Source organism: Streptomyces tyrfis, assembly GCF_037034285.1.
Classification (GTDB): Bacteria; Actinomycetota; Actinomycetes; order Streptomycetales; family Streptomycetaceae; genus Streptomyces.
Genome location: NZ_JBAGJZ010000011.1, coordinates 136019 through 155986 on the forward strand (window position 1 = coordinate 136019; position 19968 = coordinate 155986).

The window sequence follows — 19968 nt, forward strand, 5'->3', positions numbered from 1 at the left end:
ACGGCGGCTCCTCTCGTCTCGCGTCAGCTGTCCATCATCGAGCACGCCGCCGCCCAGTCCGCCACGCGGGTGAGCAGGCTCTCGTCCGCGGCGTTCTCGGCGTGCCCCATGCCGGGCTCCAGCCACAGCTCGGCGCCGTCGCCCGCGGCCTCGGCCAGCATCCGGGGGTGGTCCAGCGGGAAGTACGGGTCCCGGTCGCCGTGCACGATCAGCAGCGGGGCGGGGGCGATCAGCCCTGCCGCCTCGACCGGCGAGAGCGGCACCGGATCCCAGTCGTCCCGGTCGATGCGGGTGCCGAAGCCGTAGCGGCCGACCAGCCGGCCGGTGGGCCGGGTGACCAGCCAGTGCAGACGGCGCATCGGGGCCGTGCCCCGGTAGTACCAGCGGGCCGGGGCGCTCACCGCGACCACCGCGTCCGCGCGGGCCGACGCGTCCGCGCCGGTCGCTGCGGCCGCCGTCGGGACGTGGCCGGCCGCTCCGGCCTCCGCGGCCGCGCCGTGCCCGGCCGGTCCGGCCGCGTACAGCGCGCCGTGCCGCAGCACCACGGAGCCGCCCATGGAGAATCCGACGGTCACCACCCGGCGATGCCCCAGGAGCCGCGCCCAGCGCACCGCGGCCGCCAGGTCCAGCACCTCGCGGTCGCCCACCGTCGACCGGCCGCCGGAGCCGCCGTGTCCCCGGAACGAGAACGTGATCACGGGCGCGCGCCGCCCCAGCACCCGGGCGGCCCGCCGCACCGCCGGCCGGTCCAGCGAACCGGTGAACCCGTGCGCGATCACGATCGCCGTACCGTCCGGGGCCTCGCTGCCCGGCGCGCACGGCTCGGGCTCGTACGGCGCGCGCGGCTCGTACAGCGCCTCAAGGGGGACGCCGTCGTCGGTCAGCAGTGTGGTGCGCGCGGCACCCGGCGTGATCAAGGGAACAGCGGAACTCCGAAATCGTCCCTCGGACACAGAACTCATGTGGGCTATTCTGCTGGGAAGAGGATCCGGGCGACGCAGCCCCCGGGTCCTTTAGTGCTTTCCGGGCGTTGTTACGACGGCGTTTCCGGAAGCTCAGCGGGCCCGGTGCGCGATCCGCGCCGGGCGGACCGCGCATCGGTGTGAAGCACCGCACTGAGGCGTGACGGTGTGCGGGCCCGCGCGAAGTGCGACGGTGTAAAGGGGAACGGCGCGGGTGTAAAGGAAAGGAAGGCACGGAAAGCCGGACCGGCCGGGAACCACCGGCCGAGAACCACCGACCACCGACCACCGACCAATGGCCGAGAACCCCGATCGAGAACCAACGGCCGAAAACCAACGGCCGGGAACCACGACCGGGACCACCGGCTCGGAACCACCCGAGATCTCCGGCGAGGACGAGATCTCCGACGAAGAAGTGCCGCATACTCCCCCGGGCCCGTCCCGGGAGTGCCCCTCTCGCAGGGAACGAGGAGGACCGACGTAATGGGCGAGCGAACCCCGCACCATCATCGACCGACGCCCCGGGCAGGTGCGCGGCGATGAGTTCACTGCTGCTCCTGACGAACGCGCTCCAACCGTCGACGGAGGTGCTTCCCGCCCTCGGTCTCCTGCTGCACAGCGTCCGGGTCGCCCCCGCCGAGGGCTCCGCGCTCGTCGACACCCCGGGCGCCGACGTCATCCTGGTCGACGGCCGCCGCGATCTGCCGCAGGTGCGGTCGCTGTGCCAGCTGCTGCGGTCCACGGGGCCGGGCTGTCCGCTGGTCCTCGTCGTGACGGAGGGCGGTCTCGCGGCCGTCACCGCCGACTGGGGCATCGACGACGTGCTGCTGGACACGGCGGGCCCGGCCGAGGTCGAGGCCCGGCTGCGGCTGGCCACCGGGCGGCAGCAGCTGACCTCCGACGACTCCCCGATGGAGATCCGCAACGGCGACCTGTCGGTCGACGAGGCGACGTACAGCGCCAGGCTGAAGGGCCGGGTCCTGGACCTGACCTTCAAGGAATTCGAGCTGCTCAAGTACCTGGCCCAGCACCCCGGCCGGGTGTTCACCCGCGCCCAGCTCCTCCAGGAGGTCTGGGGGTACGACTACTTCGGCGGCACGCGGACGGTCGACGTCCACGTACGGCGGCTGCGCGCCAAGCTCGGCCCCGAGCACGAGTCGCTGATCGGCACGGTCCGCAACGTCGGCTACCGCTTCGTCGTACCGGAGAAGGGGGAGCGCGCCACCGAGGAGAGCCGGACCCGCGCGAAGGCGAAGGAGCCGGCGCACGCCCCGACGCAGGATCCGGCGCACGCCCCCGCGCGGACCGCCGCCGGGTCCGCCGCGCGTCCGGGCCGGCCGACGGGGGCCGGGGCCGCGGACTGAGCCCCTGTACGGCCTGCCTTCCGGCGGGTCGATCCGCGTAGACTGCCGCTCGTGGCCAAGGTGACGCGGGACGATGTGGCGAGACTGGCGGGTACGTCGACCGCGGTGGTCAGCTATGTCATCAACAACGGACCGAGGCCGGTCGCCCCGGCCACCCGCGAGCGGGTGCTCGCCGCCATCAAGGAGCTGGGCTATCGGCCCGACCGGGTCGCCCAGGCGATGGCCTCGCGGCGGACCGATCTCATAGGGATGATCGTTCCGGACGCCCGGCAGCCGTTCTTCGCGGAAATGGCGCACGCGGTCGAACAGGCCGCCGCCGAGCGCGGAAAAATGGTGCTGGTCGGCAATTCCGACTACCGCGACGAGCGCGAGGTGCACTATCTGCGGGCGTTCCTCGGCATGCGGGTCTCCGGGCTGATCCTGGTCAGCCAGGGCCCCAGCGAGCGGGCGGCGGCCGAGATCGAGGCGTGGGACGCGCGAGTGGTGCTGCTGCACGAGCGGCCTGAGGCGATCGAGGACGTCGCGGTCGTCACGGACGACATCGGCGGCGCCCAACTCGCCACCCGCCACCTGCTGGAGCACGGCAACGAATACGTGGCGTGCTTCGGCGGCGTCGAGTCGACCCCGGTGGTCGGCGACCCGGTGGCGGACCACGTCGAGGGCTGGCGGCGCGCGATGCACGAGTCGGGCCGCTCGACGGAGGGCCGCCTCTTCCAGGCCCCGTACAACCGCTACGACGCCTATCAGGTGGCGCTGAAGCTGCTCGACGGGCCGGACAGGCCGCCGGCGATCTTCTGCTCGACGGACGACCAGGCCATCGGGGTGCTGCGGGCCGCGCGCGAGCTGCGCATCGACGTGCCGGGCGAGCTCGCGGTGGCGGGCTTCGACGACGTGAAGGAAGCCGGGCTGACCGACCCGCCGCTGACCACGGTCCACTCGGACCGCCCGGCGATGGCGCGGGCCGCCGTGGACCTGGTGCTCGACGACTCGCTGCGGGTGTCGGGGTCGCGGCGGGAACGGCTGAAGCAGTTTCCCTCGGCGCTGGTGGTCCGGCGCTCGTGCGGCTGCGGGGAGTCGCCCGCCGCGGTGTGAGGACGGTGGCCGGGCCCGCGGGGTCCGGCGGTCGGGCCCGTATTCGGTGTGCGGGCTCGTACGTCCGTGCGCCGGGCCCGGATGTCCGTGTGCCGGGCTCGTACGTCCGTGTGCCGGGCCCGGATGTCCGTGTGCCGGGCTCGTACGTCCGTGTGCCGGGCCCGGATGTCCGTGTGCCGGGCCCGGATGTCCGGTTGTCGGGCCCATACGTCCGGTGGTCGGGCCGTGGGTCGGTGCGCCTGGGCCGGGCCCCTTCCGCCCTTTATTTCGGGCATACGAGGTTCTGCCAGGCTTCTCAGGGCTCGCTCAGGCTTCTCTCATGTTCGCCGATGACGCTGGAGCACATGACAGAGAGCCAGCGCCCGAGCGGCGAGTACCCGATGTACCCCTCGTACGGCAACGGTGACGCGTCGTACCCGCCGCCGCCGTCCTACTCCCCCGCGCCCCCCGCGCCCCGGCACCGGGCCAAGCGGCCGGTGGCCCTCCTGGCGGCCGTGGCGCTCGCGGCGGCGATCGTGGGCGGCGGCACCGCCACCGTCGTCGGGCAGCTGACCCGCGACACACCGAGCGCCGCGAGCGGCGGCGTCATCCCTGGCACCACGGTCTCGCAGAGCAGCAAGGGAACCGTGGCCGGGGTCGCCAAGGCCGTCTCCCCGATGATCGTCGAGATCAAGGCGGACTCCAGCGCGGGCCAGTCCACCGGCTCCGGGGTCGTCATCACCTCCGACGGCGAGGTCGTCACCAACAACCACGTCATCTCCGGCGCCTCCTCGATCAAGGTGACGCTCAGCACCGGCCGTACGTACACCGCGAAGGTCGTCGGCACCGACGCCGCCAAGGACCTGGCGCTGATCAAGCTCCAGGGCGCGAGCGGTCTGAAGACCGCCACGCTGGGCGACTCCTCTGCGCTCGCGGTGGGCGACCAGGTCGTCGCGATCGGCTCCCCGGAGGGCCTCACCGGCACCGTCACCAGCGGCATCGTCTCCGCCCTCGGCCGTGACGTCACGGTCCCCAAGGACGACGGCGGCAGCGGCCAGGGCCAGGGCCAGGGGTGGAACGGGCCGGGCGGCGGGCAGTGGCCGTTCGAGTTCGGCGGCCGGCAGTTCAACGGGGACACCGGCGAGTCCACCACCACGTACAAGGCCATCCAGACCGACGCCTCGCTCAACCCCGGCAACTCCGGCGGCGCGCTCATCAACATGAACGGCGAGGTCATCGGCATCAACTCCGCGATGTACTCGGCGAGTTCGGGGAGCGGATCGGGCGGTTCCGACGCGGGCAGCGTGGGTCTCGGCTTCGCCATCCCGGTGAACACGCTCAAGGCCGACCTCGGGACGCTGCGGGCCGGCGGCAACGGGTAACGCCCGCACCGCGGCATCCCTCCGCCCTTCCACTCCTCCCCCCTCCGCCCCTCCGTACCGCCACGCCGCCCCGCACCGCCCCGTGCCGCCACACCGCCCCGCACCGCCGTCCTGCGGCGGGCCCGGCCGTGCGACGCTGGAGGCATCACGGCAGGCGGCCCGCGCCGACCGCGGCCCCGCCCCCGTGACCGGAGCGAGCGCCGGGACGAGTGCCGGAGCGAGAACGAGAAGAGGACGAGCAGCGATGAGCCCCGCCGAAGACGATCCCCAGCGCATCCTGATCGTCGACGACGAACCGGCCGTGCGGGAGGCGCTGCAACGCAGCCTCGCGTTCGAGGGGTACGGCACCGAGGTCGCCGTCGACGGCGTCGACGCCCTCGCCAGGGCCGAGTCGTACGCCCCCGACCTCATCGTTCTCGACATCCAGATGCCGCGCATGGACGGGCTGACGGCGGCCCGCAGGCTCCGTTCCGCCGGGACCACCACGCCCATTCTGATGCTGACCGCCCGCGACACCGTCGGCGACCGGGTCACCGGCCTCGACGCGGGCGCCGACGACTACCTGGTCAAGCCCTTCGAGCTGGACGAGCTCCTCGCCCGCATACGGGCCCTGCTGCGCCGCAGCTCGTACGCCGCCGCGGCGGCCGGCGGGGACGCCGACGACAACGTGCTGGCCTTCGCGGACCTGCGGATGAACCTGGCCACCCGCGAGGTCACCCGGGGCGCCCGCAGGGTCGAGCTGACCCGCACCGAGTTCACCCTGCTGGAGATGTTCCTGGCGCACCCGCGCCAGGTACTGACCCGTGAGCAGATCCTCAAGGCCGTGTGGGGATTCGACTTCGAACCCAGCTCCAACTCCCTGGACGTGTACGTGATGTACCTGCGTCGCAAGACGGAGGCGGGCGGCGAGCCGCGCCTCGTGCACACGGTGCGCGGGGTCGGCTACGCGCTCCGCTCCGGCGGCGGTGACGGATGACCGGCGTCCTGCGCCGGCTCCGCGCCCTGCCGCTGCGCACCCGGCTCGCCCTGCTGGTGGCGACGGCGGTCGCGGTCGCGGTGGCGGCGGTGGCGGCGGCGTGCTGGTTCGTGACCCGGGCGCAGCTGGAGGCCCAGCTGGACTCCTCGCTGCGCAGCGCCAAGGTCGACACGAGGTACCTGTCCGACCTGTACGCCTACTGCCGGGGCACGACCGCGCTGCCGCCCCGGACGTTCACCGGGAAGTACACCGTCCAGCTCGTCGACTCCCAGGGCGCGGTGTGCAACGCCCCCGACATGTCCCCGATCCCGGTGAGCGCGGCCGACATGGCGGTCGTCGACCAGGAGGCGCCCGACGCCCTGCACTCGGCCACGGCCGCGAACGGCACCCGGATGCGGGTCTACACCTACCCGCTGGTGCAGGTCACCCAGCTTCCCGGCGGGGCGACCGGCCGTATCGCGGTGTCCATCGCCCGCCCGATGAGCGAGATCAACGACCCCCTGTCCACCCTGGCGTGGGTCCTGCTCGTCGTCTCCGGCATCGGCGCCGTCGGCGCGGGCGCGGCCGGTCTGTGGGTCGCGCGCACCGGGCTGCGGCCCGTCGACGAACTCACCGAGGCGGTCGAGCACGTCGCCCGCACCGAGGACCTCACCGTCCGCATCCCCGCCGAGGGCGAGGACGAGATCGCCCGGCTGTCCCGCTCGTTCAACTCCATGACCGCCTCCCTGGCCAGCTCCCGGGACCGCCAGGCGCAGCTGATCGCGGACGCCGGCCACGAGCTGCGGACCCCGTTGACGTCGCTGCGTACCAACATCGACCTGCTGGCCCGCAGCGACGAGACCGGCCGGGCCATCCCGCCGGACGACCGCAAGGCGCTGATGACGTCGGTGAAGGCGCAGATGACGGAGCTGGCGTCGCTCATCGGCGACCTCCAGGAACTGGCCCGCCCCGACGCGGCGACCCCCGGCCCGCTCCAGGTCGTCGCTCTGCACGACATCGCGGACACCGCCCTGGAACGCGCCCGGCTGCGCGGCCCCGAGCTGACCATCCGGGCCGACCTGACCCCTTGGTACGTACGGGCCGAATCGGCGGCGCTGGAACGGGCGGTGGTCAACCTCCTGGACAACGCGGTCAAGTTCAGCCCGCCGCGCGGCACGATCGAGGTCGCCCTGCGGGACGGCGAACTGACGGTGCGGGACCACGGCCCCGGCATCCCGGCGGAGGAACTCCCGCACGTCTTCGAGCGTTTCTGGCGCTCCCCGTCCGCCCGCCAGCTCCCCGGCTCGGGCCTCGGCCTGTCCATCGTCGCCCGCACGATCCAGCAGGCGGGCGGCACGGTCGCCCTGCGCCCGGCGGACGGCGAGGGCGAAAGCGGCACGGTGGCCTCCATCCGTCTCCCGGGCGCCCCGCACCCCCCGCCGCAGCTGTGAGCGGGCCTCCCGCAGGCCCGCGGCTCAGAGCCGGCGCCGGACCTCGGCGGAACGAGCTGCGGCGGCGCCTCGCCGGGGTCCAGTCTTCGACGGTGTGTGCACGGCTCTGTCGCCAAGGACCCCGATCCGCGGCCGAGGCCCGATAGGCACGACCCGGGAGCCGTCCCGTCAGCCGACGGCTCCCGGCCCCAGGCGGAGGGCTGACCCTCCGGCGCTCCAGTTTCTCCGGAGCAATGCCGCAGTCCCGCGCGATGTTCCGGTCGACCTCATCGAGGATCATGTCGGTCCACCGGGCACGGACCGAATCCCTTCTGACCGACACGGATCAGGAGATCACGATACGTGTTCGGGTATAACGCGCAGGCATCGTAGATCACGACAACCGACATGTCAGAGCAGACCCAACTCCTGGTCCAGACCCATCAGTTCGTCGGCCGCATCCTTGCGGCGCGCGTCATCCTCGCGCAGATACTGACGCAGATCGACGAGACGGATGCGACGGTGGCGGCCCACAAGCCGGTAGGGGATCTCGCCAGCCTCCAGGAGGTTGATCAGGTAGGGGCGGGACACGTTCAGCATGTCGGCGGCCTGCTGAGTCGTCAGCACCGCGTCCACCGGCATGGCCTGGACGCCCTGCCCATTGGCGAGGGCCGCCAGCATCGACGCGAACATCTCCGCCACCGGCCGCGGCAGGACCAGCGTCTCATCGGCCGCCCCCGTTTCGAGGTGGACCTGAATGTCCTCGTCGTCTCCCCGGTCCGTACGTGCCAAGTAGTCGTTGATCCTGCGCAGCGCCCGCTGCGCCTGATGCGCGTCGACCGCACCCGGTTCGATCTTCTTGCCCGCGGCAGCACCCATAGCGTCGCCCTCCAACGTTGTATTCGAATTACTCGCAACCAACGAAGCAAGCGCAATCCATCCCCTTTCGGCGCTCCTGGAACGTCCGAGAATCACCCGGTCGGCCGATTCGTCTCGCCCGGCCCGACCGCCGGGGGCGGCGGCACTCGGGTGAACCGACGGCGGGGCTCGGGGGCTGCGATGCTGTGCGGGTGACGTTTCCCGGTTCCCGTACGAAGACGACGGATGCCTGGCTGCTGCCGGAGGACGAGGCCCTCATGGGGCAGCGCATTCGCGACGTTCTCCCCGACGCCGGGTGGCTGTGCAGCCAGCCGGGGCCCGTGGGTCTGCACGAGGTGCATCTGCATCCGACGGTTGAGGAGGCGCTGAGCTGTGGCGGAGTGCAGGCGTTCCTGCTCCTGCCGGTGGGGGCGGCGGCTCCGCCCGGGGTCGTCACGACCGCCGGGGCGATCGCCCGGCCCGGTCTGCGGCACGCGGCCGCCGTTCAACTCCTGCGCTCCCGCCACGTCCCGGACCGGTGCGACGAGATCTCCCGGCACGGCGAGATCAGGGACGGCGAGGCCTCCCGGCACGGCGAGGTCCGGGCCGGCGAGGTCTTCGAGGCCGGTCGCCTGGCGGTCAGTTGGAACGAACCCGAAGTCGGCCCGGAACTCCACCCGCTCCTCACCGAGCAGACGCGCCGGATCTGGCAGGCGCTGCGATCCGCGACGCGCCCGGCCGCGCTCGCGGATCCGACGGGCCGGAAGATCAGCGGCACGCGGATCGGCCCCGCCGCGCACGACCTGGTGACTCGTACCGGCATGCCGTTGATACGGCGGGGAACCCAGCGCCTGCGCCTGGCGACGGCCCCGAGCCGGGGCCGAAGCGGAGGCTGACCGACGGCCGGGCAGCGGTCCAGGCGGCGACAGGCCGTCCCGCCCGGGTTCCGCTCCGGCCTCGCCCGGGTCCCGGCCCCGGCCGGACTCCGTCGGCTCCGCCCCGCCCTACGCCTTCCCCTCCCCCTCGGCCTCCGCCCGGAGCACCGCCGCGCGTGCGCCCGGGTCGTAGTCCGGACCCACGCCCTCGACCAGCACCACGTCCCCCTCGATGTGGGCGGTCCGGAGCCCCAGGATCGACTGGTACGCCGGGGACTCGTACCAGGCGCGGGCCTCGGCCATGCCGGGGAACTCGATCATCACCATGCTGCCGGGCCAGGCGCCCTCCAGCACCTCGGCCGGCGGCCCGTGGATGACGAAGCGCCCGTGAAAAGGGTCGAGAGTGGCCTGGATGCGCTCCAAGTACTCCAGGATGTCGGGGTGCCGGCTACGACGGCTGCGGAAATGAGCGAAGCCATAAGCGGTCACGTCGGATCCCTTCCTCGGCTCGTCCACGTCCCGGCGTGGGACGACGCTCCGAACGTAGCCGCGGGCGTCGGCGCGCGGCGATTACTCCCGAGGTAAACCGCTTCCGCTCCGGGCCCCTCAGAGCCCCGGGTTGTGCCGGATCAGTGACTCCACGAGGCCGGAGCGGGTGGCGGGGAAGTCCAGCGGGACGATGCCGAGCCCGGTCCAGCCGGCCGCCTCGGAGCCGTCCAGGAACGAGTGGACCTGCAGGTTGAGCCGGTCCGCGTTCCAGCGCGGGGGCAGCAGGGCCGCGGTGCTGACGTAGTTCATGTACAGCTTCCCGGGCTGCTGGGCGGCCTTGCGGAACTGGGCCTCGATCTTGCGGTACTTGGCGATCGGCTCGGCCATGTAGTCGTCCTGGATGTCGAAGAGCGCGGAGTCCGCGTAACGGACGCCGGGCAGCCCGCCGTTGTCCGCCAGCAGCACGACCTTGCCGCGCGCCTGCCCCAGCGACGGGAGCGACGGGTCGATACGGAACAGCGGCCGCCAGCCCCGGACGTCCAGGTAGTCGTCGAAGACGCGCCGGAACGTGTCGTCGCTCTCCTCCGAGTACTCCTGTTTGACCCGCATCAGCACGGTCTCGGTGGGATGCGCGGCCAGGAAGTCCCAGCAGGCGCCGAGGACGTCCCCGAACATCATGTTCTGGTACGAGGCCCCGTGGTGGATCGCGAACGAGCCGTCGGTTACCCGGCACCGCACGTCGAGGAATCGGATTCCGCCGCTCAACTGCTCGGCGACCGTAGTGTTCTGACACTCCGCCCATGGCCCGCCGAAGCGTGCGCCGGAATCGTGCGAGCCGGGGATCGTGAGTCGTTGCAGTGCGGTGTCACCGGCTATGGCGCCCATCCAGTCCTGCGTGGTGAGGGCCTGCCGGCCACTGGCCCCGGCGGATCCCGCGCCCAGGAGCACGGTGGCGGTGGCGGCGAGTGCGCCTGCGAGGAAGGTGCGACGCGAACCGGCGTACGGGCTCATGCGGGGGTGCCTCCGTCGGTGGTGGGGGTTCGGGCCCTCGGATTATGACGGGCGCACGTCAGTGTCGGAACAGCGCCGACCGGCGCCCTCATCGATCCCACCGGGCCCCGCACGCGGGACGCGGCCGTTACACCACACCGACGGACGGCCCGGCCACCTCGTCGGCTCCCATGGACCGGTAGACGACCCGTTCCCACCGGAACTCCCATGCCATGGGGGCGGTGGCGCGTTCCCAGTCCTCGGCGTCGTCCATGGCAGGCCCTCCGGTGCGATGTCGCCGCCACCCCTTGCCCGTCACCGGCGTGACGAGCGCGGGCAAGGGGCGGCCCTTGCGGGCTCCCCGACTGGCGCAGAGAGTCGGAGAGTTGCGCGGCCCGGACCGGGCTCGTTCAAGGAACGGGCCCAGCAGGCGGCACACCGCAAGCTAGCCCGTTGAGCAAGTCCGTATCAAGCGTTGTACATCTAACGAGTGATGCGGACCCCCTGCGCCGGTGCTACGTCCTGGCTGATTCGAGCCAGCCGCACAACACAACGGGCGGCCTCCACCTGCGCCGATGGAGACCGCCCGGGGCGGGAACGCTAGAGATCAGACCAGATCGTCGAACTCGCCTTCCTTCGCGCCACCGAGAAAGGCACGGAGCTTGGCACGAGTCGTACGGATGACCACATCCGGGTTGTCACTTTCGCGCATGAGGATCTCTCCCCCGTACTCGGCCAGTTCCAGGCAGTCGTTGCCGTCCGCGTCCGCCGACTTGGACGACTTCCGCCACTGAATTCCCATGATTTTCACGCCTTCATACTTGATCTGCGACTTCCTTGATGAAGTCTCTCGAACTCTGCGGGTCGAGCGAGCGCCCTTCCGTACGGTCGAGCACCCCTCGAAAGACCCGTAGCCACGCCTCGGCATCGATCAACGTCGAACCCATCGGGGTATCCGTCTGGACGGTATCGAGCTGCGAAACTGGCCCGTAGACATAGCGGGTTGAGCTGCCGGAGTTCGGCATGCCGCCCGCCGCGAACGGGATCACTCGCACGGTGACATTGTCGCGCTCCGATTCCTTCAGCAGGTGTTCGAGCTGACCGGCGGCCACTTTGCGCCCGCCGTACTGCATCCGCAGCGCCGCTTCGTGGATCAGGAACGTACAGAGGGGCGGATTCGGCCGGTCGAGGATGTCCCGACGCCTCAACCGGTGCGAGAGCCTCCGTCGCAGACTCGCCGGGGTCGGCGCGGGCATGGCTTCCGCGTAGAGAGCGCGCACGTAGTCCTCGGTCTGGAGCAGGCCAGGCATATGCATGATCTGAACCGCCCGGATCCTGACCGCGTGGTGCTCCAGCTCGGCCAAATCGAGCGCGCTACCCGAAAGTTCGCCGCGGTAGTCCTCCCACCAACCCTTTATCCGCTCCTCGGCCATGTCAGCCAGCGCATCGACGTAGGCGGTGTCGTGACACGCGTAGTGGTCAGCCCAAGCACGCACCCGCGCGCCGCTCACCCCGAACCGGCCCGATTCGGTGTTGCTGATGGTGGTCCGGTCCGTGCCCAGCAGACCCGCCGCCTCGGTCGGCGTCAGGCCGGCGTGCTCCCGCATCTTGCGCAGCTCCGCGCCCAGTCGACGCTGCCGTGCGGTAGGGGGCTTCCTCGGTGGCATCAACCTCTCCTCTTGTCGCATCCCAGTGTGGCCACATCCCTCGAAGGGGCCTAATCAGAACACTAGTTATCGGTTCCCCTTAAACGGTTGATACGGCCACGCTAGCGTGGCCACAGCACCCGCGCCGCACGCCGGCACATCCGAAGCAGAGCCGGTGGAAGGCGTGTTGCGCCGCGCTCTCGTACGGCCATCGCCACGTACAACGAGCGACCCACCCGTTCAGACCGCACCGCGTTGGGAGAACGACATGAGCACCGTCACCGCAACTCCTCTGCCGCCGGGCCCACTCGATGGCGACTTCTACCGACTCGCCCTGCCCAGCACCGCCTGTGCCGCGAAGCTCGCGCGGGACTTCCTCGCGTCGCTGCTCGACCTCAGCAGCCACCGCAATCTCGTCGACGACGCGCGTCTCTGCGTCACCGAAGTGGTCACCAACGCACACCGTCATACGCGTACGTCGGTGATCGGCGTCCAGACGGTCGTCCGGCGTTCGCGGGTCACGGTCGCGGTCACCGACGACGCCCACTGGGCGCTGCCGAAGCCGACGGACTTCCACTTCGCACCCGAACGGGTCGGCGGGCAAGGTCTGTTGCTCGTGGAGCGGCTGACCCTGGCCTGGGGCGCAACCGTCCTCGGCGGCGGTGTTACGTGCCGGAAGGCGGTCTGGTTCACGCTCGGGGCGGCTGCCTGACATGTGGAGGAGTCCGTCAGTGGCGCGCTGACGGACCCCCATGCCTGATCACGGTCGGACTTCAGGCCAGATCGTCGCGCTCGCCCTCTCTCCGCATCGATGTTCCAGAAAGGATCGGGCCCGGAGCCGCCTCTGCCGTCTGCCCTCTCTGTGTCCTCGTCCGTCCCCCGCTTCGTGCCACACGCACGGGGAGCCGTGAAAGCCTCGGCCTCATGGACTACGCCTTCGACGCTCCTCCCGTCGACCGGGAGCTTCTGGAGTTCGCTGTTCGCCTGCTCGGTCGTGCCGGGTGGATGTCCGCTCAGGGGTTCTTCAGCGACGACTGGCACAGCCGCCTCAAGGCGGACGGCACCGAGGTCACCGAGATCGATGTCGCGGTCGAGGAGCTGATCAGTGTGCCCTCGACGAGGTGATCGTGGACCTCGTGACGGGCCGGGCCGACGCCGGCGTCATCGCCGGTCCGTCGATGGGCTACGAGGACGTCGCCCCCATGCCGGTCATCGTCGCCGAAGCGGGCGGCCGGATCACCGACCTGAACGGGGCGTCCGTGCTGGAAGGCGACATGTCCGTGCTGGTCACCAACGGTCGGCTGCACGACGAGTTCCTGGAGTTGGTGAAGGGCCTGCCGCACAGCCGCGACTTCCAGGCCCTCTCCCAGGGCCCCGGACTTCCCCTCCGCCCGCCACGAACACGTTGACCCGTACCCCCTGGACGCGTACAGCCAGGACCGGGCCTGTCCGGCGGATCGTGCCGGACAGGCCCGTGGCAGCGAAGGGGGCTGCTCAGCGCTTGAGCGCGAAGGTGAAGTCGCCGGAGAGCCTGCCGTTCAGCCGGACCGCCGAATCGAGCCGACAGGGCCGGCCCGGGTCAGGCCATGCGGTCGGCCGCGGTCAGACGCTCGACGAACGTCCGGAAGTCTTGGGCCAGCGGAAGCTCCGTCTCGCCCTCCGCGTCGAACCATGTCACCGAGGGCTCCCCCTGTGTCCCGCGTTCCCGGTAGTCGAGCGCGATCCACCAGTGGCCGTCGCCCGAGAGCAGCACCAGCGGTGAGGGAAGGCCCCACTCCTCGATCAGGTAGGCCGAGTCCAGCATCGAAGTGCAGCCGTCACGGTGGCCGATGCCCATCAGCTCGTCGAATGGGACGTGGTTCTCGCTCCACGAGGTCGGCGCGTCGGTCGGGAAGGCGTTCCACGACTCCGCGACCGGGCCGCCGTTCCGGATCCGCAGCAGTTCCAGCAGCGACGTCGGCAGACGGACTCCGAGCCGAAGCCCGGCGTCCTGGACGGCCGTGTCCGTCAGCGGCGCCTGCGCTCCGTACCGGCCCTCGCCCCAGAACGTCGTCTTGATCTCCTCGAACCGAGCCACCAGCGCATCCTACGACCGGGGCTCGTCGACTTGTCGGCTCGTCAGCTCGTAGGCCCGTCGGTTCGTCGGTTCGTCGGTGAGCGTCACTGGGCCCGCCGCCGTTCCGGCGCTCCGGCACTCCGGCGCGAGCGGCGCAAAAGCCGGTGCACAGTGGTCGCCCGGACCACAGACTGGCCCCATGAGCACACCGGAACACGCCGATAAGGCCGAGAACGCCGAGAACGCGGGAAGCGCCGAGAGCGCCAAGAGCGATCTCCGCTACTACCTCCAGACCGCCCGCGACGCCCTGTTGTGGAAGCTCGAAGGGCTCTCCGAGTACGACGTCCGCCGCCCGCGCACGCCGACCGGCACCAATCTCCTGGGCCTGGTGAAGCACGTGGCCGGGGCCGAACTGGGCTATCTCGGCGACACCTTCGGGCGGCCGTCCGGCATATCCCTGCCCTGGGTCGAGGCCGACGCCGAGCCCAACGCGGACATGTGGGCCACCGCCGACGAGTCGCGCGAGCACATCGTGAGCTTCTACCGCCGGGCATGGGCGCACGCGGACGCGACGCTCGACGCGCTGGCGCTGGACGCGGTCGGCAGGGTGCCGTGGTGGCCGGCCGGCCGGGACGAGGTGACCCTGCACCATGCCGTGGTCCGCGTGATCGCGGACACCCACCGGCACACCGGGCACGCCGACATCCTCCGCGAACTCACGGACGGGGCAGTCGGGATGAACAAGGACAACGACAACATGCCGCCGGGCGACGCCCAGTGGTGGGAAGAGCATCGGAACCGGTTGGAGCGCGTGGCCCGGGAGGCCGGTCGGGAAGCAGGCCGGAACACCTGAGCAAGCCCGCACAGATGCCTGGCCCCGGGGCCGGAGCTGGGACGCGGGCCCGGGGCCGGTCTCGGGCCTGGTCGGCGGGGCCGCTGCCGGTGCGCCTCGGACGGCAGCGGCCCCGCCGTGGTTCAGCTCAGGCGGTGCGTGGCGTACGCCTCCACGGCGTCACGCTGGTAGGCGGCCAGGCCCGGGGCGATCGCCTCGTACGCGGCACGCCAGACCTCGTTGTCCACGCAGGCCCGCCCGATCGCCCGGAACTCGTCGGCGGACGCGGTGCGCAGCTCCGACAGAGTGCGGTACTGGGCGTCGATCTCGGCCTGCGCGGGCTCGGCGCCGGCCGGAACACCGGCGGCCATGAGTTCGGCCAGCCGGATCATCTGCTCCGTGCGCCGGCGGTGTCCCGCCTCCGCCTCGGCCGGGCCCATCGTGGCGGCCCGGCGTCCGACCTCCTCGGCGAGCTCGGGGAAGTCGCGCAGGTTCTCCTCGTACTGGGAAGGCTCCACGCCCTCGAACAGGTTCTCCGGTCGGTTGATGGTGGTCACGGGTCTGCCGTCCTTTCTGGACTCTGCCAGTCCGGCGATCGTGCGGGAGACCGTGGCGACCAGGGCGTCGAGCCGGTCCCGCTCCGCGAGCAGGCGACGGTGGTGGCCGCGCAGGGCCTCCAGTTCGTCGACCTGTTCGGTCAGGATCCGGCCGATGTCGGCCAGGCCGACGCCCAGCGCCCGCAGCACGAGGATCTGCTGGAGCAGCAGGAGTTGGCGCTCCTCGTAGTAGCGGTGGCCGCTGAACCCGATCCGGGCCGGTGGCAGCAGGCCGATCTCGTCGTAGTGGCGCAGGGTCCGCGCCGTCACCCCGGACATCCGGGCGACCTCCTCGATCGGCCACTCCCTCGTCTTCTCCTCCACGACGTCCTCCTCACGAACCGCCTCACCAGGGCCGGCTTCTCCGGCCCTGGTGAGGACGGTAGAAGCTGCCGCAACGGCAACTTCAACCGCTGACGCGCCCCCGCCTTTCGCCGCGCTCCCGCCCGCCGGGAACACCGGGAACGCCGGGCGCGCCGTGTCCGGTCCGGGAAGGTCCGGAGGGGGCCGGGGAACGCCGAGGGGCGGCGGGCCCGTCCGGCCCGCCGCCCCGAGATCCATGTGACGGAGTCTCCCCGTGAGAGGGTTACCGGATGACCGTGATCCGGTTCGCCGCCGGCGGGTCCAGCGGCGCGGAGGCCGAGGAGTGGGCCGCCAGGTAGGCGTTGAACACGTCCAGGTCGGACGGGCCGACCAGCTTGTTCGTGCCCTGGCCCAGGGCCGCGAAGCCGTCGCCGCCGCCCGCCAGGAACTCGTTCATCGCGACGCGGTACGTCTTCGCGGGGTCGATCGCCTCACCGTTCAGCTTGACGGTGTCGACGACCACCCGGGCCGCGCCCGACTTCGTCATGTCGAGGGTGTACGTCAGGCCCTCGGAGATCTGGAGGATCTTCGGGCTCGCCTCGTTGGGGCCGCTGACCTGCTGCTGGAGCGCGGTGATCAGCTGGGCGCCGGTCAGGTCGACCACGTTCATCATGTTGGTGAAGGGCTGCACGGTGAAGGACTCGCCGTACGTCACCACGCCGTCGCCCTCGCCGCCGGACGCCTTGTACACCAGGTCCGCGCGGATGCCGCCCGGGTTCATCAGGGCCAGGACCGCCCCGCCCTTGTCCGCCGGGGCCAGGCCCTCCAGCTGGGCGTCCGCGATCAGGTCGCCGAGCGGCTTCTCGGGCGCCGCGGAGCCGCGGCCGTTGATGTCGGCGCTGATGTAGCCCTGCGGCCGGTTGGAGATGGGCGCCGCGAGGGCGTTCCAGCGCGCGATCAGGGCCGTCATGTCGTTGGCCTTGGGCTGGTCACGGCTGACGATGTGGTTCGCCGACCGCGGGTTCAGCGCGCCGGCCGACTTCACCGACGTGCGGACGATGTCCTTGGTGCGGAGGTCGTACGTCAGCGTCGTGTCCGTGTACAGCTTGCCGAACGAGGACGCCGAGGTGACCATGCGCGGGTTGCCCGCGGGGTCCGGGACCGTGCACACGTACGCCTGGTGGGTGTGGCCCGTGACCAGCGCGTCGACCTTGGGCGTGATGCCCTTGGCGATGTCGACGATCGGACCTGAGATGCCGCTGCCGGGGCCGGAGCTGTCGCAGTCGTAGTCGTACGAACCGGAGGCCGGCTGTCCGCCCTCGTGGATCAGCGCGACGATGGACTTGACGCCCTGCCGGTCGAGCTCCTTGGCGTACTTGTTGATCGTCTCGACCTCGTCGTGGAACTTCAGGCCCTTGACGCCGTTGGCCGTGACGATGTCCGGGGTGCCCTCCAGGGTCACACCGATGAAACCGATCTTGACGCCGTTCTTCTTCCACACCGTGTACGGCTTGAGGATCGGCTTGCCGGTCTTCTCGTTCGTCACGTTGGCGGCGAGGTACGGGAAGTCGGCGCCCTTGAACTTCTTGCCCTTCTCGTAGCACCCCTCCACCGGGTGGCAGCCGCCGTTCTGGAGGCGGGCCAGCTCGGTGGCGCCCTCGTCGAACTCGTGGTTGCCGACGCTGGTGACGTCGAGGCCCAGCTTGTTGAGCGCCTCGATGGTCGGCTCGTCGTGGAAGAGCCCCGACAGCAGCGGGCTCGCGCCGACCATGTCGCCGCCGGCCGCGGTGATCGAGTACGGGTGCCCCTTGCGCGCCGTGCGCAGCGAGGAGGCGAGGTACTCGACGCCGCCGGCCGGGACCGCCTCCGTCGTGCCGTCGGGCCGCGTCTTGGTGACCGTGCCCGCCGAGCCGGCCGGCGGCTCCAGGTTCCCGTGCAGGTCGTTGAAGGACAGCAGCTGCACGTCGACGGTACGGGCCGGCTTGTGGTGCCCGTTGCCGTGACCGTGGCCATGGCCACGGTCGTGGGCGCCGGCCGGCATCGCGGCCACGAGCGCGCCGACGGTGGCGAGCCCGGCCGCGGCGGCGAGCACCCGCCGGGACGCGCGGTTCTTCTGCGGTTTCGCTGACATCGGTCCCCTTGTGAGTTCAGCGGAGGTCAAAGTGGTGACGAGTCGGGAGACTTCGTGCGCAGCCTAGGTTCAACGCGCGTAGCGCGACAGACGTACAGGGTTACGAACTGGTTGCCATGCGGCCGGAATCATGACCGAGGCACTCTTATCACCCGTACGGCTTACATATGCGGGCAGAAACGTCACCGCACACATGGCCTCCGGAAGCCTGTGCGGCATGGAGAAGGAACCCATGACCCCGGCCGACCGTACCCGCCCGGCAACGACCGGCCTCGGAACTTCCGCCCGGTTTCCATGAGATGGGCGCCGACCTCAAGTCGATCGTGCGGGGCTCGCGCGTCCGCGCTCAGCTCGAGGTCAACACCGAGATGCTCCGGATGCACTGGGAGATCGGACGGGTCGTCCTGGAACGGCAGGGGCGGGAGAAGTGGGTGGCGGAGATCACCGAGCGGATCGCGACCGAGCTGCGCACGGACTTCCCGGACCAGCGCGGCTTCAACACGCGCAACCTCCAGTACATGCAGCAGCTCGCCAGGAAGTGGGACGGGTCATTTGCGCAACAGGCTGTTGCGCAAATGCCCTGGGGGCACGTCATCACCCTCATGAGCACCTGCAAAACCCGCTTCGTGCTGGACTTCCACGCCCAGCACGCCGTCTACCGCGACCCGGAGCGCGACGACCAGACCCTCGGCATCCTCGTCGCGGAGAGCCGGGACGAGACGATCGTGGAGTTCGCCCTTCAGCTGCGGAACCAGCCGCTCGCGGTCAGCCCGTACGCGACTCTCCCGCCGGGCGTGCGGGAGCTCATGCCGACCTCGGAGGACCTGTTCCGGGTCGCCCGGCAGGCGCTCCGCCCCGACGGGAACGCCGACGGGGACGGCAGCGGCGACGGCGGGGACGGCAGCAGGGACGACGGCGGGGTCCCGGGGCCCTGCCGGACGCCCCCGGGGGCCGCCCCGGGGCCCTGACAGCCCCCGGCGGCCGCCTCGCCCCCGTACGCTCGTACACATGACGACTGACGTACCGCTGCCCGCCCCCGGGCGGGAGATCCAGACGCTCGACGTGCTCTCCCCCGAACAGGCCGACGCGGTGTCCGGTCTGCTCGACGAGGCGGCCGCCTCCGACGGCAGGCAGGCCGTGTCCGAGCAGGGACGCCTCCAGCTGCGGGGCGGCCGGCGCGAGGGGGTGCGGCATCTGCTGCTCAGCAGCGGGCCGGCCCTGGTGGGGTACGCGCAGCTGGAGGACACCGACCCCGTCGAGGCGCCGGCCGCCGAGCTGGTCGTCCACCCCTCGTACCGCGGGCAGGGGCACGGGCGGGCGCTGGGAGCGGCACTGCTGGCCCTGACCGGCAAGCGGCTGCGGGTGTGGGCGCACGGCGGGAAGTCCGCCGCCCGGCACCTGGCCCAGGTCCTCGGCCTCTCCCTCTTCCGCGAACTGCGGCAGCTGCGCCGACCGTTGGCCCTGCGGGACATCCCGGAGCCGACGCTTCCGCCCGGTGTCACCGTCCGCGCCTTCGTCCCCGGCCAGGACGACGAGGCCTGGCTCGCGGTGAACCGCGCCGCCTTCGCCCACCACCCCGAACAGGGCGCGCTGACCCAGCGCGACCTGGACGACCGCAGGGCGCAGCCCTGGTTCGACCCCAAGGGCTTCTTCCTGGCCGAGCGCGACGGCGAGCTCATCGGCTTCCACTGGACGAAGGTGCACGCCGAGGAGCAGCTGGGCGAGGTCTACGTCCTCGGCATCCGGCCCGACGCGCAGGGCGGCGGCCTCGGCAAGGCGCTCACCGCGATCGGGCTGCGCCACCTGGCCGCCCAGGGGCTGCCGACGGCGATGCTCTACGTCGACGCGGACAACAAGGCCGCCCTGAGCGTCTACGAGCGCATGGGCTTCGCGACGCACGAGGTGGACCTGATGTACCGCACGGAGACCTGAGCCGGAGCGGGGACCGCCCGGCGCGGCGTGGGGGCGGTAGCCGTCCGGCGCGGCGTGGGGGCGGAGCCGTCCGGCGCGGCGTGGGGGCGGAGCCGT

22 protein-coding genes are annotated in these 19968 nt (G+C 71.4%); 12 read left to right on the forward strand and 10 right to left on the reverse strand.

The annotated features are described in order from the left end of the window. Positions 1-23 precede the first annotated feature (23 nt). Positions 24-962, reverse strand: a complete 939-nt coding sequence (locus tag WA762_RS11345; RefSeq protein WP_335935342.1) for an alpha/beta hydrolase family protein — start codon at positions 960-962, stop codon at positions 24-26. A 539-nt stretch (positions 963-1501) separates the two neighbouring features. Here WA762_RS11345 and WA762_RS11350 point away from each other — a divergent pair. The 5 genes from WA762_RS11350 to WA762_RS11370 all read left to right on the forward strand — a co-directional run bounded on the left by WA762_RS11350 (position 1502) and on the right by WA762_RS11370 (position 7185). Then, positions 1502-2326: a winged helix-turn-helix transcriptional regulator gene (locus tag WA762_RS11350; RefSeq protein WP_335935345.1), complete on the forward strand. Its 825-nt coding sequence runs from the start codon at positions 1502-1504 to the stop codon at positions 2324-2326. 51 nt (positions 2327-2377) lie between these two features. Next, positions 2378-3418 carry a LacI family DNA-binding transcriptional regulator gene (locus WA762_RS11355; RefSeq protein ID WP_335935347.1) on the forward strand — a complete coding sequence of 347 codons (1041 nt, stop codon included), beginning with the start codon at positions 2378-2380 and terminating at the stop codon, positions 3416-3418. Between the two features lie 344 nt (positions 3419-3762). Further along, positions 3763-4779: a S1C family serine protease gene (locus WA762_RS11360; protein ID WP_335935349.1), complete on the forward strand. Its 1017-nt coding sequence runs from the start codon at positions 3763-3765 to the stop codon at positions 4777-4779. 244 nt (positions 4780-5023) lie between these two features. After that, positions 5024-5755: a response regulator transcription factor gene (locus tag WA762_RS11365; RefSeq protein ID WP_335935351.1), complete on the forward strand. Its 732-nt coding sequence runs from the start codon at positions 5024-5026 to the stop codon at positions 5753-5755. Next, a complete protein-coding gene (locus WA762_RS11370; protein ID WP_335935353.1) occupies positions 5752-7185 on the forward strand; it encodes a sensor histidine kinase in 1434 nt (477 codons plus the stop codon). The genes WA762_RS11365 and WA762_RS11370 overlap by 4 nt, the downstream gene beginning before the upstream one ends. A 390-nt stretch (positions 7186-7575) precedes the next feature. Here WA762_RS11370 and WA762_RS11375 read toward each other — a convergent pair whose 3' ends face one another. After that, the gene (locus WA762_RS11375; protein WP_335935354.1) at positions 7576-8043 is read right to left on the reverse strand and encodes a helix-turn-helix domain-containing protein; all 468 of its coding nucleotides are present in this window, start codon (positions 8041-8043) and stop codon (positions 7576-7578) included. A 191-nt stretch (positions 8044-8234) separates the two neighbouring features. Between WA762_RS11375 and WA762_RS11380 the strand changes: the two genes are divergently transcribed. Then, positions 8235-8918 (forward strand): hypothetical protein, encoded by a 684-nt coding sequence (locus WA762_RS11380; RefSeq protein WP_335935356.1) that lies wholly within the window; start codon positions 8235-8237, stop codon positions 8916-8918. Positions 8919-9026: 108 nt separating this feature from the next. Here the strand turns inward: WA762_RS11380 and WA762_RS11385 are convergent, their stop codons facing one another. The 5 genes from WA762_RS11385 to WA762_RS11405 all read right to left on the reverse strand — a co-directional run bounded on the left by WA762_RS11385 (position 9027) and on the right by WA762_RS11405 (position 12043). Beyond that, on the reverse strand, positions 9027-9386 hold the full coding sequence (locus tag WA762_RS11385) for a DUF1330 domain-containing protein (RefSeq protein ID WP_335935358.1): 360 nt from the start codon (positions 9384-9386) through the stop codon (positions 9027-9029). A gap of 117 nt (positions 9387-9503) precedes the next feature. Further along, entirely contained in the window at positions 9504-10397 is an 894-nt protein-coding gene (locus tag WA762_RS11390; RefSeq protein WP_335935360.1) for a phosphatidylinositol-specific phospholipase C, read from the reverse strand. Between the two features lie 127 nt (positions 10398-10524). After that, positions 10525-10650: a hypothetical protein gene (locus WA762_RS11395; RefSeq protein WP_335935362.1), complete on the reverse strand. Its 126-nt coding sequence runs from the start codon at positions 10648-10650 to the stop codon at positions 10525-10527. Between the two features lie 333 nt (positions 10651-10983). Then, complete coding sequence (locus WA762_RS11400) at positions 10984-11178, reverse strand: DUF397 domain-containing protein (RefSeq protein ID WP_335935364.1); 195 nt, start codon at positions 11176-11178, stop codon at positions 10984-10986. Between the two features lie 13 nt (positions 11179-11191). Next, on the reverse strand, positions 11192-12043 hold the full coding sequence (locus WA762_RS11405; RefSeq protein WP_335935366.1) for a helix-turn-helix domain-containing protein: 852 nt from the start codon (positions 12041-12043) through the stop codon (positions 11192-11194). A 247-nt stretch (positions 12044-12290) separates the two neighbouring features. Between WA762_RS11405 and WA762_RS11410 the strand changes: the two genes are divergently transcribed. From WA762_RS11410 to WA762_RS11420, 3 genes are all read left to right on the forward strand, one after another. Continuing rightward, on the forward strand, positions 12291-12734 hold the full coding sequence (locus tag WA762_RS11410; protein WP_335935368.1) for an ATP-binding protein: 444 nt from the start codon (positions 12291-12293) through the stop codon (positions 12732-12734). Between the two features lie 212 nt (positions 12735-12946). Next, positions 12947-13147 (forward strand): hypothetical protein, encoded by a 201-nt coding sequence (locus WA762_RS11415; protein ID WP_335935426.1) that lies wholly within the window; start codon positions 12947-12949, stop codon positions 13145-13147. Further along, entirely contained in the window at positions 13057-13431 is a 375-nt protein-coding gene (locus tag WA762_RS11420) for an inositol monophosphatase family protein (protein WP_335935422.1), read from the forward strand. The genes WA762_RS11415 and WA762_RS11420 overlap by 91 nt, the downstream gene beginning before the upstream one ends. Before the next feature lie 170 nt (positions 13432-13601). On the opposite strand, the gene WA762_RS11425 is transcribed toward WA762_RS11420, so the two are convergent. After that, positions 13602-14099 (reverse strand): SMI1/KNR4 family protein, encoded by a 498-nt coding sequence (locus tag WA762_RS11425; protein WP_335935370.1) that lies wholly within the window; start codon positions 14097-14099, stop codon positions 13602-13604. 178 nt (positions 14100-14277) lie between these two features. On the opposite strand from WA762_RS11425, the gene WA762_RS11430 reads away from it, so the two are divergent. Then, positions 14278-14931, forward strand: coding sequence for a DinB family protein (locus WA762_RS11430; protein WP_335935372.1), 654 nt, complete (start codon positions 14278-14280; stop codon positions 14929-14931). A 122-nt stretch (positions 14932-15053) separates the two neighbouring features. Here the strand turns inward: WA762_RS11430 and WA762_RS11435 are convergent, their stop codons facing one another. Together WA762_RS11435 and WA762_RS11440 are read right to left on the reverse strand one after the other, a co-directional pair. Beyond that, positions 15054-15830, reverse strand: a complete 777-nt coding sequence (locus WA762_RS11435) for a MerR family transcriptional regulator (protein WP_335935374.1) — start codon at positions 15828-15830, stop codon at positions 15054-15056. Between the two features lie 262 nt (positions 15831-16092). Next, positions 16093-17940 carry a bifunctional metallophosphatase/5'-nucleotidase gene (locus WA762_RS11440; RefSeq protein WP_335935376.1) on the reverse strand — a complete coding sequence of 616 codons (1848 nt, stop codon included), beginning with the start codon at positions 17938-17940 and terminating at the stop codon, positions 16093-16095. 299 nt (positions 17941-18239) lie between these two features. On the opposite strand from WA762_RS11440, the gene WA762_RS11445 reads away from it, so the two are divergent. Together WA762_RS11445 and mshD are read left to right on the forward strand one after the other, a co-directional pair. Further along, positions 18240-18908, forward strand: a complete 669-nt coding sequence (locus tag WA762_RS11445) for a DUF1016 N-terminal domain-containing protein (RefSeq protein WP_335935377.1) — start codon at positions 18240-18242, stop codon at positions 18906-18908. A gap of 40 nt (positions 18909-18948) precedes the next feature. Continuing rightward, complete coding sequence (gene mshD, locus WA762_RS11450; RefSeq protein WP_335935379.1) at positions 18949-19872, forward strand: mycothiol synthase; 924 nt, start codon at positions 18949-18951, stop codon at positions 19870-19872. Positions 19873-19968: the final 96 nt, after the last annotated feature.